The sequence below is a fragment of the Bacteroidota bacterium genome (assembly GCA_016718825.1).
Classification (GTDB): domain Bacteria; phylum Bacteroidota; class Bacteroidia; order J057; family JADKCL01; genus JADKCL01.
The window spans coordinates 175,666-190,208 of the sequence record JADKCL010000003.1; the positions used below are offsets into that span (position 1 = coordinate 175,666).

Here is a 14,543-nt window from a genome sequence, read left to right on the forward strand (position 1 = left end):
CTCTATATACACTAATTTGACGATTGCCAATGGCCCAATTTCAACGATTCTTGAGATTGGTCCTTCTCTTGGCAGAATCGTGGAGCAGAGCCAACATTGGATCTTTGCCGCCTTTCAGTGCTGTAATTTTATCGAAAATTTCACTGAACAGCAAGGACGTTGATGTGTAACAGATTTTGTCACGAACAAACATTCGGAAGGCAACCTTCCCTCCTGCTGTCCCGCTTTTGGGAGCTTCCAAATCTTCGGCAAACAGCAGCCTTGACGAACCGCGGATCCTTCCAAATCTGAGGCTGAAAACCATTCGTTTTCCCAGCGTAACTTTGGTCACTTTCCCGGCATCATCCGCTTCCCAAATTGCGCCGTAAAAGCCCCCGAAGCTTTGCTGTATCTGCTTTCCTTACAACCGTTCGGAAGCAGCCAAAAAGGAGCGATAACCTTTTCCGATTTTTTTAGTTTTAACCTTAGGCAGTTGGTCTGCCGCAACGATATGAAACAAGAAAATTTCGATTTTGACAAGGCGGTTTTGGAGCGCTCCAACGAGGTGCCCATCGTCGTAGATTACTGGTCTCCCACCTGCGGTCCCTGCCTGTTTTTGGGTCCGATTTTGGAGAAACTCGAGAGCCAATCCGGCGGTACTTGGGAGCTCATCAAGATCAACACGATGGAGCACAACGACCTCGCCTACGCCCACGGAATCCACTCGATTCCCCACGTGAAAATGTTCTCCAAAGGCAAGCTCGTTTCCGAGTTTGTGGGTGCCCTTCCCGAGGGAACTTTGGTCAAATGGCTCGACGAATTCATCCCGACCGAGGCCAAGGAATTGCTCAATGAAATTCGCCAACGGCTCAACACGGAAGACAAGGCTACAGCACTTGCCGACCTGCGCACCTTCGTCGGGGAGCATCCCGAAATCCCGATGGCACGACTCGTGCTCGCTTCGGAAATTGTCTTTGACAATCCGATCGAAGCGCGTGAGTTGGTGACCCCGGTCAAGCAAGGCGACCTGCTTTGGGATGCCGCCGAAAACGTGCGCATGCTTGCCGAGTTGACGACGTATGAAGATACCACGGGCTCCGAAGCCGGCAAGCAGATTGCCTTGGCAAGTGCAGCCCTCAAATCCGACGATTACGAGGCCGCTATGGAGGCGTTGCTCGCTGCGGTGGAAGCCGACAAGGCATTTGCCAAGGAACTGCCCCGCAGGGGCTGTATCGCGCTCTTCCGCATGTTTGGTGCTCAGCATCCGCTGACCATCAAATTCCGCCGCCGCTTCGAAATGGCGCTGTATTAAGTTTGCGTTGGAATGCGAGATTGGAGTTCGAGGGGGGATTGTTTCCTTTTTCGAACTCCAATTTCATTGTATCTTGGCTCGAACTCCACTTTTTGACTTGAATTGAATCTGATTGTATGGCTTTTAGGCGCACGCTTTGCGTTGGGGATATTCATGGTGCTCACAAAGCCTTGGTGCAGGTCCTGGAGCGCTCAGGCTTTGATTCGACGCAAGACAGACTCATTTCCCTGGGAGACTTGACCGACTACCATCCCGACAGCGACAAGGTGTTGGATACCTTGCTGACCATTCCAAATTTGGTGGCTGTGCGCGGCAACCATGATATCTGGGCAGAGGAATGGCTGCAAACGGGCGAAAGGGATTCACTTTGGCTCTACAACGGTGGGGAGGCTACCCTTGCTGCCTTCGAAAGACGCGATGACACCACGCAGGAACGCTACCGCCGGTTTTTCAGCAAACAGCTGCCGTATTTCGTCGATCAGGATAACCGCCTTTTTGTGCATGCAAGCATTGACCCGGTCCTGTTGCTGAAGGAGCAGAAGGAAGATGAACTATTTTGGGGGCGCAGTTTGTGGACAATGGCTACCCGTTCAGAGATGCTGGGTTTACCCTTCCCAAAAAATTCCTTCCACGAAATTTTCATTGGCCATACCCCTACGAGCAAAATTTGGCCGGATTGCAAACCTGTGCACATTGGCAACATTTGGAACCTCGACCAAGGCATCAAACGCATCGGCCGTCTCACGATCATGGATGTATCCACCAAGGAATACTGGCAATCCGATTTCGCTGAAGAATTGGAACTTTTTTAGTCTGAAGGCAAATCGCCCTGCATTCTCCGTGGGTCTTGCTGAGGCCCGCTGATCCAACCACCGACGACAGCGAGGCGATTGTCGGGGTCAACCTTCGGAAATATCGAGAAATGCATGTCATCGACAAGGTCGATCACAATCATACGGTTGAGCAAATTGGATTTGGTCTCGAAGCGCATGTGGCCTTCAGATGCTTTTATCGGCTTCAATTCGTCCGGGAGAAGATAATAGAGCCGGATTTTGGCGACTTCAGACAAATCTGCCGGATTCACCAAACATTCAGCCAAGGGATCCAAAAAGATGTTGCCGCTCAGATAGTGGAGTTTGCCTTTGGCGTCCAACCCGATCAGGAAGTGTTGGGGTGTACGTGGAGGCGGAACCACATGCCTACTCGTGGTCAAAATGCCGTTTCCTTGGGAATTGCGCAATTCTTGTCCAGGGATCAAGGTCAGGTGAATCAATTTTAGACCATGCAATTCGGGCATCAATTCGCCAACAAGGGTGATGTCCTCGAAGAAGTAGCCTTGATCAATGGTGCGGAAAGTATAGAAGCGACGCTCATAGGGCGTACCGTCCTGCTGCGCGTGCAAGTTGTAACGAAAGGAGAATTCGGTTTTGATGTAGTCCTCTGAAACGGGCAAGTTGAGACCCACGCCATTGGGAAATGCCGATTGGGCGCGGATTTTGGTTACCTGCAAGCCAAAAAACAAGAGGGAAAACGTGATCAACGCGAATTTCACAGCGAAAAGACTTTTCCCGAAAATACGATTTTCGGCACTTCAGAGCAAACCCCTGCGCTGCACTTCCTTGCGAAGGAGTTCGACTTCACGGCTACTTTGGCCTGCGATGGAAGTATTTTCAGCGGCGCGGCGGAAGAGATACGGCAACACTGCCTTTACCGGTCCATAGGGCAAGTATTTGGCCGAACGGTAGCCATTGTGGGCGAGATTGAAGCTGATGTGATCGCTCATCCCAAGCAGTTGCGCAAACACGACATGCGGGTGATCGCGCGCGATGCCTTTTTCGTCGAGAAGGACGGCAAGCAAGGCTGCGCTTTCTTCATTGTGCGTGCCGGCGCAGAGCGCTACATGGTCGACATTGGCAATGCACTCGCGCAGTGCAGCATTGTAATCGCGGTCCGTGGCAGCTTTGTTGGCTTGCATGGGCGTTCCGTAACCCAACTCCATCGCCCGGGCATTCTCCTTTTCGATATAGGCGCCACGCACCACTTTAATTCCGATAAAATGACCGGATTTCTTGCTCTCAGTGATCAAATTCTTCAAATATGCCAAACGATCGTGCCGATACATTTGCACAGTTTGGTACACAATGGGCTTCTGCTTGTTGAATTCGGCCATCATCTCCTCGGTCCAGACGTCGATCGTTTTTTGAATCCAAGACTCCTCGGCATCGACAAAAACGGGTTGTCCCAATTCGAAGGCGACTTTGCAAACAGCCTTTAGCCGTTCCTTGCTACGGTCAAGGGAAGCGATTTCTTCCTTGGAAAGTTCGCGTCCGGCATCGCGTTTGGCGAGCAACTCAGCGTCGGCAATCCCGGTGACTTTCATGGCCGAAAATGCAACGGCATCGTCCGCAGCACCATGCCTCACCGTGCGGATGATCTCGTCGCGTGTCGCATTAAAACTCTCTTCGGTGCTTTTCCCTTCGACCGAATAATCAAGAATCGTCAACACTTTGCTCGCAAACAGCTCCTGGGAGCGGTCGCTAGTGTCTTCTAATGAGGTTCCCCCGCAAAAAATATCAAAAATTGTTCGGCGAATGATTCCTTGCACCGGCAGTCCCAATTTCAAGGCGAAGGTCACGAGCGGCGGGCCTACCTTGGAAAGGAAATTTGAGCCCAGCATCTTGAACAACCGGAAGGTACGTTGGAGTTGCGCATCACTTTTGTAGGCAAATGCAAACTCTGTGTTGCTGAAATCCAGTTTTTGTCCACGCGGGTTCGAATCCATTTCCAAAGAATTATGAGGCCGAAATTAAGACAATTTGATCAGAAGCAACAAAGACCTTGATCATGACAATGCTTATCTTCGTCCCATGGCCAGCTTCATTGAACAATTGAGTCTTACGCTAATTCAAACGCACGGCGCCCACCTCGGCGAACTCTGCGTGGTTTTTCCCTCCCGCAGAGCGTGCGCATTCATGGAGGCAAGCCTCGCAAAGCACATTCCGCATGCGACGTGGGCACCCAAAATGTATTCGATCGAGGATTTTGTGCCCCAATTGCAACAGGTCAACATCCTGGATCCGATCTCCTTGACGTTTGAGTTGTGGCCGATTTACAAACAGGCATTTCCCAACGAGTCCTTCGATCAGTTTTACGCTTGGGGGCAAATGATCGTCGCGGACTTCAATGAAGTCGATTTGCATTTGATAGATGGCGGCAAAATTTTCCAGAATCTCGCTGAGCTCAAACGCATCGACGTCACCATTGACGGATGGCTGAATGAAGACGGGAAATTGAGTACGCATCAGCATGAATACATGCGTTTTTGGGAATTGCTGGGCGTATTTTACCAAAGCCTTCAGGCGAAGCTCTCCATTCAAGGGATGGCAAGCCCGGGCCAAGCCTTGCGGGCGCTGGTGACCAAGGTAAAAGCTTCCAAACCGATGTTGCCTTGGAAACGCGTGATTTTTGCGGGCTTCAATGCGTTGGCGCCGGCAGAGGAAAACTTGATTTTGGCGTTGATTCAATGGGATTTGGCCGACTGCTATTGGGATTTGGATGCTTGGTACACGGAAAACGAAGAACAGGAAGCCGGGAAATTTTTCCGGGAATTGCGCCGGCGATGGGAAGCGGCGATGCCGCAGATGAAGGGCAACTGGAACTGGATCGGCAAGCATTTGGAGACCCAAACAAAGGAAATGGTGCTCACAGCCGTTCCCAAGCGTGTCGGTCAGGCCAAAGCAGCGGGTTTGCTCCTCGAAGAAATGGCCCAGGGCATCGCCCCGGAATCCCTCGCACTTGTACTTCCGGATGAAAACCTATTGTTCCCGGTACTGCATAGTCTGCCGGAGTCACTCAGGGACGTGAATGTCACGATGGGATATCCGTTGCGGAACACCCCCTTGTATGGCCTGATTGACTCTGTGCTGACCCTGCATGAAAACGCAGCCCGCCTTCGGCCGGGCGGGGTTGGGCAGCCTGTTTATTACTTTCGGGACATTATTTCGATTCTTCGGCATCCTTATATTCATCAGCTCGCAACAGAGGAAGGCCGGGAAACGATGCGCATCATCACGCAGGAAAATATGATTTACCTGGCGCCGACGTATTTCATGCGCTACGAAGCCGATCATATTCTGCGGTTTCTGTTTGAGCCTTGGACGGACCTCGGCTCGGCCATCCGCTATTTGCTGGACCTGTTTTTGAAGCTCAAAACCGCATTCGAAGCGCGGCAAAAGACAGAAAATCCACTGCCAACGGTCGAATCGGAGATTTTGTTCCAGTTTTTCAGCCTCACGCAGAAGCTGCAAACCAAGCTGGATAAGTATCTGGATGAAAACGATCTGGGAACGTTTCGGCGCATCTACCGCGAGGTGATTGTCGGCGCAAGCCTGCCGTTTGCGGGGGAACCTCTCAAGGGCATTCAAGTCATGGGAATGCTGGAGACGCGGGTGCTTGATTTTGACCGGTTGATCCTTTTGTCGGTCAATGAGGGCATCCTACCGCCCAAACAGCAGCAAAATTCGTTGATTCCGTATGGCATCCGCAAGGCATTTCAAATGCCGACGCATGAAGACCGGGACGCCGTCTATGCCTACCATTTTTACCGGCTGATGCAACGTGCGCGCCATGTTCAGCTGATTTACGATACACAAGCTGATAGTCAGGGCGGAGGAGAAAAAAGCAGGTTCATTGCACAGATCGAAGCGGAATTGCTGCAACGCAACCCGGGCATCACGGTGCGGCACGAAACTTTTACATTCCCGGCTTTGCCGGAAGAAATACAGCCGATCATCATCCAAAAGGATGCGGATGTGCTGAAAAAGCTGATCGAAAAAGGTTCCGACAAAGGATTTTCGCCCAGTGCCTTGAACACCTACCTCAGTTGCAGTCTACAATTTTACTTTCAAAACCTGCTCAAACTGAAGGAGAAGGACGTTCCGGAGGAAACGATGGAAGACAATACCTTTGGCATGGTGGTGCACGGCGCGTTGGAACTGCTGTATAAGCCGCTTGTGGGGCAAACGCTGCAAGCAAAAGACATTGCGCCCCTGCTCGATAAGGTCGATGATGCCGTTGAAAAGGTTTTTACCATCAAAACGCATAGTGACAACTTCAAAACGGGTCGAAATCGGCTTTTGCTCGGAGTGATCCGGGATCTTGTGCGGCAAATGCTCGAACTGGACATGGCTGCGGCTCCCATTGAACTCATGGCATTGGAACAGGAGATGGAAGCTTTCATCCCGACGCAACGCCATCCGGAAGGACTGAAACTACGCGGGTATGTGGACCGGGTGGACCGTGCAGGTGGCCGAATTCGCATCATCGACTACAAAACAGGGCAAGTCACAGGTCTGAAAGTCAAGAACTTCCTGGATCTCAAGGAGGATAAACCGCAGAAGGAGGTCTTTCAGTTGGGGAGTTATGCCTACCTCTACCATCGCAACCACAACCCCGACCGTGCGGTCTATCCCGGCATTTTTGGCATGCGCAACCTCCCCGCCGGATTCTTGACGCTGGAGTATGGACCGCAAAAGATTGGCGAATTCGACTTGCTCAGTTTGGCCGAATTTGAAGGCTTGTTGGTGAATATTTTTGACGACTTGCTGGATCCCGACCTGCCTTTTACCCAAACAGCCGACGAAAAGCGTTGTATTTTTTGTGCCTTCAAAACGATTTGCAACCGTCATTGATGCAAATAATGGTTAACCAACGAAACATTGTAGCGGCAAGTCCGTTTCACTCCCATCAAGCAAGCCACTTCCTGACGAAGTGTGGAAAATTTGGGTGACTTTCGATAGTTTTCGCAACAAGACTCAAAAAAATTGACATATTTGTCGGCATTCTAAAAAGTTGGGAAAGTTCAACAGCATACGATTTCTCCTGTCCATTCTCCTCATCGGGGGATGCATGAATATCGCCATTCCTTTGAAATCCCTTCAGCTGACCTTTTACACTTTTGCCTGGGACTTTCAATCGGAAGACCGGGAAAAAGATCAAGAAGGCGAAGACGAACAAAACCGGGATTCAAAAGAAGAACGTGATTCCAAAGACGAGCGCGATGACCGCGAGGAAAAGGAAGCAGAAGGATTTGACAAAGAGTACTTTGGGAAATCCTCCTCGTTCAAAATACTCCTATCTCAACAAAATGGATGGCGTGCGGTGGCTGTTGGCAGCCTAGTACCGCCGCATTTGGAGACGATTGTGCCTCCTCCGAAGGTTCATAGCTGAAAAACAGTTGCGCACCCCGCTTTTCGGGCCAAAGGCATCCTTGTATGCCTTGTGCACTTTTCATTTTAGCTGATTTCGGACAATTATAACTCCCTGTGAAGAAATTCAATTCTGGTGATCTTTTAAAAGATCTGAATGCTGGTTTGGTCGTATTCCTTGTGGCTTTGCCACTCTGCCTTGGGATTGCCTTGGCATCCAAAGCTCCCTTGATGTCTGGCATCATTGCAGGCGTGATCGGGGGGATTGTGGTCGGAGCCTTGAGCGGTTCACAACTCGGTGTCAGCGGTCCTGCGGCAGGTTTGGTGGCCACGGTGATCGCGGGCCTCACCGCAATGGGTGGATCATTTTCAATGTTTTGCCTCGCAATTTTGCTCGCAGGGGTGATGCAAGTCGCATTTGGCCTCCTGCGCGCCGGCGCGCTTGCGCAGTATTTCCCCACAAGTGTGATCAAAGGAATGCTTGCCGCCATCGGGATTACGATTGTGTTGAAACAGATACCGCACATGGTCGGACTCGACTCCGATTACGAAGGCGACTTCAACTTCATTCAGGCAGACGGTCACACGACCTTTTCCGAATTTGGCTATTTGTTTGAGGCACTCACACCGGGGGCGGTGATCATCGCCTTGGCGGGATTAGCGATCATGCTGCTCTGGAATCTCCCGGCCATCAAGCAAAACAAGGTGCTTGCCTTGATCCCCGGACCATTGCTCGCAGTCGGCCTCGGAATCGGATTGCAAGTGTTTTTTCAGGAGACCGGTTCTTCCCTTGCTTTGGCACCTGAGCACTTGGTTCAAATCAAAGCTTCGCGTAATCCCGTCGAATGGATTTCCCTTCCCGACTTTTCCCAGATTGGAAATCTAACGGTTTGGACCTATGCCTTCGTGATCTTCCTGATTGCCAGCATCGAATCCTTGCTTTGTGCAGAAGCGACCGACAAAATCGACCCGCAAATGCGTGTGGCCAACAAAAACAAGGAATTGGTGGCGCAAGGCGTTGGCAACGTTTTGGCAGGCCTTGTCGGGGGATTGCCGATCACCCAGGTGATCGTGCGCAGTTCCGCCAACGTGCAAGCGGGCGGGCGCACACGTATCTCCGCGATTTTCCATGGTATTTTGATCCTTGTCGCAGTGGTGGCAATTCCGGGAGTGCTCAACAAAATTCCAATGGCGAGCCTCGCTGCGGTGTTGTTGCTTGTGGGGTACAACCTTGCAAAACCTTCACTGATGATCAAATACTACAAGAAGGGCTGGACACAATTTATTCCATTTGCAGTGACGATCCCGGCTGTTTTGTTGACGGATCTGCTAGAAGGCGTTGCCATTGGCATCGCTGTGGCCATTTTCTTCATTCTGAGGCGCAACTTCCGGGCCCCCTACGATTATCATTTGGATGAAAGCAAGGAGGTTCCTGTGTTGACCTTGAAATTGGCCAACATCGTGAGCTTCATGAACAAAGGCGTGATCATATCCACGTTGGAGATGATTCCGCCGCAATCCAAAGTCATTATCGACACGACCCACACGGGCTTGATCGATCCTGACATTGTGGAAGTCATTGAGGATTTCCTCCAAAAGGCACCTACCAAGGAAATCGACGTAAAACTCATCGGAACGCTGGACCATACCGCATCGGTCAAAAATCCGACGAAAAAATTGCGCGAGATCCTGGCAAAGTACCAAGACGGGGCCGAAAAGGACATTCCAAGCAAGTTTGTCAAACAATAGCAGCATGTGGCAACTGCCACTTCCCCCCGGGAGAAAGGGGCCTCCCCTCGAGACATGCGCTCACCGCTTGTCCAATGTGCACCCAATTATCAATCCATCAATTAGTTATCAAATCAAATGCTGAAGTCATATCTGAAACTTCTCGAGAACAATAAGGAATGGGTCGCCAAGCAAAAGGCCATTGACCCCGATTTTTTCAAGAACCTGGCCAAAGGCCAAACTCCGGAATATCTCTGGATCGGTTGCTCAGACAGCCGCGTACCGGCAAACGAAATTACCGGCACGCGCCCTGGCGAGATGTTTGTGCATCGCAACATTGCCAACATGGTGGTGCACAGCGACATGAACCTTCTGAGCGTCCTGTCCTATGCTGTAGAGGTTTTGAAGGTAAAACACATCATCGTTTGCGGCCATTACGGCTGCGGTGGTGTCATCGCCGCCATGGGCAACAAACAATTTGGATTGATAGACAACTGGTTGCGCCATATCAAGGATGTTTACCGGATTCACCACGCAGAGCTGGATAGCATCACGGATATGGAGCAGCGTTCAAGGCGTTTTGTTGAATGCAATGTCATCGAGCAGGTGAATGACCTTGGGAAATCCTCGATCGTTCAAAATGCTTGGTCCAATGAACAACCCCTGCACATACATGGCTGGGTTTACGACGTTGCCGACGGCGAAATCAAGGACCTTGGGGTAACCTGTACCGGCTTCAAGGACTTGCACCAAGTCTATCAGCTCGAGACCAAGGAGGGCAAAATCTACTCAGGCGTCTAAACACCCCATGACGGCGACTTTTCGCCAAACTTGCCCATGCGAAATGTCCCGACAATGCAAAAAGGCCCCAATGAGGAACTTGATTCCCCAATCGGGTTCATTGCAGCGGACTGTCTGGAGAAATTGATGCACTTTCTGCCTTCGCAGACGCCGCTCAAGGACTTCATTCATCACAATTCGCTGCATGCATTTCAGGATCGCAAATTTTTTGACGCAATTTTTGAAGCCTCCAAGATTTTCGGGTATCAGGTAACCCTTGAATTGAAGGATTTCAGAGGTTTGCATGCCATGGGGCGCATCAAAGCCTCCGTATTGGATCGGCTCATCCTCCAAAAGAAGGGCGACGCCAATGCGGCGAAATGGAGACATCGTCTCCTCGAAGCAGCTTTCGACGAAACCAAACAACCGCGCGTTGGAAGACTGCGGTCACTTTGGAAACCACGATTGGGGATCGACCTCGACAATGCAGTCCATCCCCTACTTTTCCGCGTGATGGGCCACTATCTCGATCAGGGAATTTCGCTTTGGGGATTTCCGCAGGTTGCCGGTGGCTGCTTGGCCTCCATCCGCGTTTTGGAACGCGAAAGTTTTGCGAGTTTTTTTTCGACCCAACGCGCAAAACAGCTGCTGCTCGATGAATCCTGTACGTTGGAACATCTTTTAGGGATCGTAGTTGGAGATCCAGCATTGTTTGAGCAATACCTCTTTGACCAACAATTTGCCCACCGCGGTTGGTCTGGAATGGTGGCCACACTAGAAACGCATCCGGAGACATTGCTGTCACCAAGGGAGATCACATTACAGGATTTCATCCAACTGGAATTGCTGTTGGAGATTGACGCGATTGAAGGAAAATTGGGATCAGGATGGCAACCGTTGGCGGTGGATCCAATGATTTCCACGTTTGATATCTTCGCTCCCACTGAAAAAACAGAACTGGACGAAGTCTTTGAGATTTGGCAGGAGGCATTTGAATGGAGCTATTACGATGAAGTTTTGGCTGGACTTTTGTCCGCCGAACCTGAATCCGGAAAGTCTGTAAAAGCACCGACTTTTCAAGCGATCTTTTGCATTGACGAGCGTGAGTGTTCGTTTCGACGGCATTTGGAAGGCGTTGCCCCGCATTGTGAAACCTGGGGAAGCCCTGGCTTTTTTGGCGTCGAATTTTATTATCAACAGGCACATGCGCAGTTCTACGACAAGCTTTGCCCTGCGCCTGTCACGCCAAAGTACCTGATCAAGGAGTCTGATTCGGCAACATCGCATTCGAAGGAGGCCCTGTACACCAACAATACGTCCAAGCTTTTTTGGGGAAGTCTGCTCACATTTTCCCTGGGCCTGTGGGCAAGCGTCAAAATGCTCCTGTTGATGTTCAGGCCCAAAATGAGCCCCGCAATTTCCAATGCATTCGCCCACATGGATGAACGCTCCACGCTCTCCATCGAAAACCGGTCCCGCGAGGACATGGAAAATGGTCTTCAGATCGGGTTTACGATAGAAGAAATGGCAGTGCGCGTCGAAGGTTTGCTGCGGAGCATCGGGATGGTCTCGCAATTCGCGCAGCTTATTTATGTGGTTGCCCATGGCTCAAGCAGCGCCAACAATCCGCATCATGGTGCCCACGACTGTGGCGCATGCAGTGGCAGACCCGGCGCCGTGAACGCCAAAGTTTTTGCTTTCATGGCCAATCACCCACGAGTGAGAAAAATCCTTGCCGACCGTGGCATCGAAATTCCAGCCAAAACGCAGTTTCTCGGAGCCTTGCATGACACAGCTTCCGATCAGATCGCCTATTATTTGACCGAATCCTTGTCCCCTGTCAATGAAGTCGCGCATGCCGCTCACAAGGCCGCGTTTGACAATGCACTGAATCTCAACGCAAAGGAACGTTCCCGTCGTTTTGCCTCCATCGATACAGGTCAAAGCCCTCAAAAGGTGCGTCGCGCCATCCTGAAACGATCGGTTTCGATGTTTGAACCACGTCCCGAACTCGGGCACGGCACAAACACCCTCTGCTTTGTGGGCCGCAGGGAGCTTACGAAGCAGCTATTTCTCGATCGCAGGGCGTTTCTCAATTCCTATGACTACCGCACGGATCCCGAAGGAAAGCTCCTTGCAGGGGTCATGCGTCCGCTTGGTCCTGTTTGCGGCGGCATCAACTTGGAATACTATTTTTCGCGCGTCGACAACCACAAACTGGGTGCAGGCACCAAATTGCCGCACAACGTGATGGGACTGATCGGGGTCGTCAACAGTTGTGACGGAGATCTCAGGCCGGGGCTTCCCTTGCAGATGATCGAGGTCCATGATCCGGTAAGGCTGCTCATTGTCGTCGAACATTTTCCTGAAGTGGTGTTGCGAACCGTGCAATCTTCACCGGAAATGTATCAGTGGTTTATCAACGAATGGGTCAATTTGGTGGCTTTTGACCCGCTCAATAAGACGCTGCACCGGTTCAATGCTGGGAAATTTGTGGATTACATGCCGCAGGCAGCATCCCCTTCGACCATCACGGATTTCGAATCCTACCTGGAATCGGCCAAGGAAATGGAATCCAACCATATCCTCGATGCTACAAAAGAAAACTTGCCGGTGCACCTGATCCGATCATGATGACAAGTGCCTCTTTGCTGCAGTTTTTCCTCTGGGTTCCGCTTGTGGCGGTGCTGATCAGCGCCCTTGTTCCAGCCAAAATGGAAAAACTGATTTCAGGCATTGCTGTCTTTTCAACCGGATTGCAATTGGCCGGGACCTTGGGCTTTATCTCGAATTGGCTTCTGAATGGGTCCATTAACTTGAATATCAAACACTTGACCGTCTTCCAAGCAGATGACATCGAAATCTTCATCGATTTCTATTTTGACAAGACGACAGCCGTTTTTGGTGTTGTCGGTGCCACGATTGCATTTATTGTCGCCATTTTCAGCCGCACTTACCTCCATCGCGAGGCTGGATTCAAACGCTATTTCAGCGTTTTACTGCTGTTCATCTTCGGGTACAACGTGATTGTTTTCTCCGGAAATTTTGAAACGTTGTTTGTCGGATGGGAAATTTTGGGGCTGTGCTCGTTTTTGTTGATCGCGTTTTACCGCGACCGTTACCTCCCCGTAAAAAACAGCCTCAAAGTCCTGTCGATCTATCGTTTGGGTGACGTTTGCCTGATTCTTGGCATGTGGATGAGCCATCACCTTTGGTACGAAAACATCACATTTGCCTCACTCAATGATACGGCAGCGGTGTTGGCGCATCTTGCCGAACACAATTGGTACGGCGTTTTCATTGCTACGATGGTTTTGCTCGCGGCTGCCATGAAATCCGCGCAAATGCCCTTTTCGACTTGGTTGCCGCGCGCCATGGAAGGTCCCTCCTCCTCAAGTGCGATATTCTACGGTTCGCTTTCGGTACATCTTGGGGCATTTTTGCTGCTGCGTACTTATCCTTATTGGGAATCCATTCTTGGAATCAAAGTGGCCATCGTCGCTGTGGGTGTGGTGACAAGCATCCTTGCGAGCAGCACCGCTCAAGTGCAATCCTCGGTCAAAACTCAAATTGCCTATGCTTCCATCGCCCAAATCGGTCTGATTTTTATCGAAATTGCCTTGGGTTGGCATTGGATCGCATTGCTGCATTTTGCTGGAAATGCATTTTTGCGCACTTATCAGCTGTTGGTTTCTCCATCCGTTTTGGGTTACCGTCTCCACGAAATGTTTTTCAAGGCTGTAAAACCCACTGAAAATCAGCAGCAACCTTGGATGCGCAAGATTCGCCACACTTGGTATGTGCTGTCGGTCAAGGAATGGAACTTGGACAAATTCTTGTCTCAAATATTGTGGAGTCCATTCAAATGGATGGGCCATCATCTTGGATTTCTCTCCCATCGCGTTGCAATTGGAGTTTTAGCAATCATCTACCTCGGCGGCATCTATGCCAGCTATTTTGGCGAGCAAATTCCGGATGCATTCGAAGAATGGCTTCCCTACTTCTTTTCATTGCTGAGTTTGATGCTCACGCTCAGGGCATTTGCCGAACGGGGTTCAGCCATTGCAGCTTGGATTTTCATCGTGGCGGGTCAAGCTACCATGGCGCTTTCCATCGCTTTGCTGCACGAAGACTTTGGCCACTTGGACATTTTGATCTATCTCAGTGGATCGATGTTGGCCACCGTTTTGGGAATGTATTGTTTGCTCAAAATCAAGGCCATAGACAATGAAATCGGACTGCATCAGTTTCATGGGTACGTCTACGAACGCCCTGCGCTGGCACTGCTGTTTTTGGTGGCCTGCTTTGCGATGATTGGCCTACCCTTCACGCCGACATTTATCGGGATCGATATCCTTTTCAGCCATATTCACAAAAGGGAATGGGTTTTGATTGCCTTTACGGCATTGAGTTTCATTTTCGTGGAACTCTCCGTCGTGCGCATCTATACGCGAATCTTCTTGGGCATCCACAAAAAGTCTTCGCATGCAGCAGCTTACCGATCTTCCTGATCAGCTGATGCGAAAATCAAAACTCCT

The 14,543-nt window shown here is 50.7% G+C and carries 10 protein-coding genes; 8 read left to right on the top strand and 2 right to left on the bottom strand.

Features of this window, described 5'->3' with window-relative positions; genetic code table 11:
* The first annotated feature begins 490 nt into the window (after positions 1-490).
* Together IPN95_04425 and IPN95_04430 are read left to right on the top strand one after the other, a co-directional pair.
* Complete coding sequence (locus IPN95_04425; GenBank protein ID MBK9448652.1) at positions 491-1,291, top strand: tetratricopeptide repeat protein; 801 nt, start codon at positions 491-493, stop codon at positions 1,289-1,291.
* 116 nt (positions 1,292-1,407) lie between these two features.
* Complete coding sequence (locus IPN95_04430) at positions 1,408-2,103, top strand: metallophosphoesterase (GenBank protein ID MBK9448653.1); 696 nt, start codon at positions 1,408-1,410, stop codon at positions 2,101-2,103.
* Here the strand turns inward: IPN95_04430 and IPN95_04435 are convergent.
* Together IPN95_04435 and IPN95_04440 are read right to left on the bottom strand one after the other, a co-directional pair.
* Complete coding sequence (locus tag IPN95_04435) at positions 2,100-2,843, bottom strand: hypothetical protein (GenBank protein ID MBK9448654.1); 744 nt, start codon at positions 2,841-2,843, stop codon at positions 2,100-2,102. The genes IPN95_04430 and IPN95_04435 overlap by 4 nt on opposite strands.
* 39 nt (positions 2,844-2,882) lie before the next feature.
* The gene (locus IPN95_04440; GenBank protein ID MBK9448655.1) at positions 2,883-4,073 is read right to left on the bottom strand and encodes a proline dehydrogenase family protein; all 1,191 of its coding nucleotides are present in this window, start codon (positions 4,071-4,073) and stop codon (positions 2,883-2,885) included.
* An 85-nt stretch (positions 4,074-4,158) separates the two neighbouring features.
* On the opposite strand from IPN95_04440, the gene IPN95_04445 reads away from it, so the two are divergent.
* The 6 genes from IPN95_04445 (at position 4,159) to IPN95_04470 (ending at position 14,516) form a co-directional block, all read left to right on the top strand.
* On the top strand, positions 4,159-6,981 hold the full coding sequence (locus IPN95_04445) for a PD-(D/E)XK nuclease family protein (protein ID MBK9448656.1): 2,823 nt from the start codon (positions 4,159-4,161) through the stop codon (positions 6,979-6,981).
* A 217-nt stretch (positions 6,982-7,198) separates the two neighbouring features.
* Positions 7,199-7,519 (top strand): hypothetical protein, encoded by a 321-nt coding sequence (locus IPN95_04450; GenBank protein ID MBK9448657.1) that lies wholly within the window; start codon positions 7,199-7,201, stop codon positions 7,517-7,519.
* A gap of 95 nt (positions 7,520-7,614) precedes the next feature.
* Positions 7,615-9,246: a SulP family inorganic anion transporter gene (locus tag IPN95_04455; protein MBK9448658.1), complete on the top strand. Its 1,632-nt coding sequence runs from the start codon at positions 7,615-7,617 to the stop codon at positions 9,244-9,246.
* 117 nt (positions 9,247-9,363) lie between these two features.
* A complete protein-coding gene (gene can / locus IPN95_04460; protein MBK9448659.1) occupies positions 9,364-10,026 on the top strand; it encodes a carbonate dehydratase in 663 nt (220 codons plus the stop codon).
* Between the two features lie 36 nt (positions 10,027-10,062).
* On the top strand, positions 10,063-12,639 hold the full coding sequence (locus IPN95_04465; protein ID MBK9448660.1) for a DUF2309 domain-containing protein: 2,577 nt from the start codon (positions 10,063-10,065) through the stop codon (positions 12,637-12,639).
* On the top strand, positions 12,639-14,516 hold the full coding sequence (locus IPN95_04470; GenBank protein MBK9448661.1) for a hypothetical protein: 1,878 nt from the start codon (positions 12,639-12,641) through the stop codon (positions 14,514-14,516). The genes IPN95_04465 and IPN95_04470 overlap by 1 nt, the downstream gene beginning before the upstream one ends.
* Positions 14,517-14,543 lie beyond the last annotated feature (27 nt).

Coding starts and splice junctions, on each gene's coding strand:
- IPN95_04445 (MBK9448656.1), top strand. CDS start 4,159: ATGGCCAGCTTCATTGAACAATTGAGTCTTACGCTAATTCAAACGCAC.
- can (MBK9448659.1), top strand. CDS start 9,364: ATGCTGAAGTCATATCTGAAACTTCTCGAGAACAATAAGGAATGGGTC.
- IPN95_04465 (MBK9448660.1), top strand. CDS start 10,063: ATGCGAAATGTCCCGACAATGCAAAAAGGCCCCAATGAGGAACTTGAT.
- IPN95_04450 (MBK9448657.1), top strand. CDS start 7,199: ATGAATATCGCCATTCCTTTGAAATCCCTTCAGCTGACCTTTTACACT.
- IPN95_04425 (MBK9448652.1), top strand. CDS start 491: ATGAAACAAGAAAATTTCGATTTTGACAAGGCGGTTTTGGAGCGCTCC.
- IPN95_04430 (MBK9448653.1), top strand. CDS start 1,408: ATGGCTTTTAGGCGCACGCTTTGCGTTGGGGATATTCATGGTGCTCAC.
- IPN95_04440 (MBK9448655.1), bottom strand. CDS start 4,073: ATGGATTCGAACCCGCGTGGACAAAAACTGGATTTCAGCAACACAGAG.
- IPN95_04470 (MBK9448661.1), top strand. CDS start 12,639: ATGACAAGTGCCTCTTTGCTGCAGTTTTTCCTCTGGGTTCCGCTTGTG.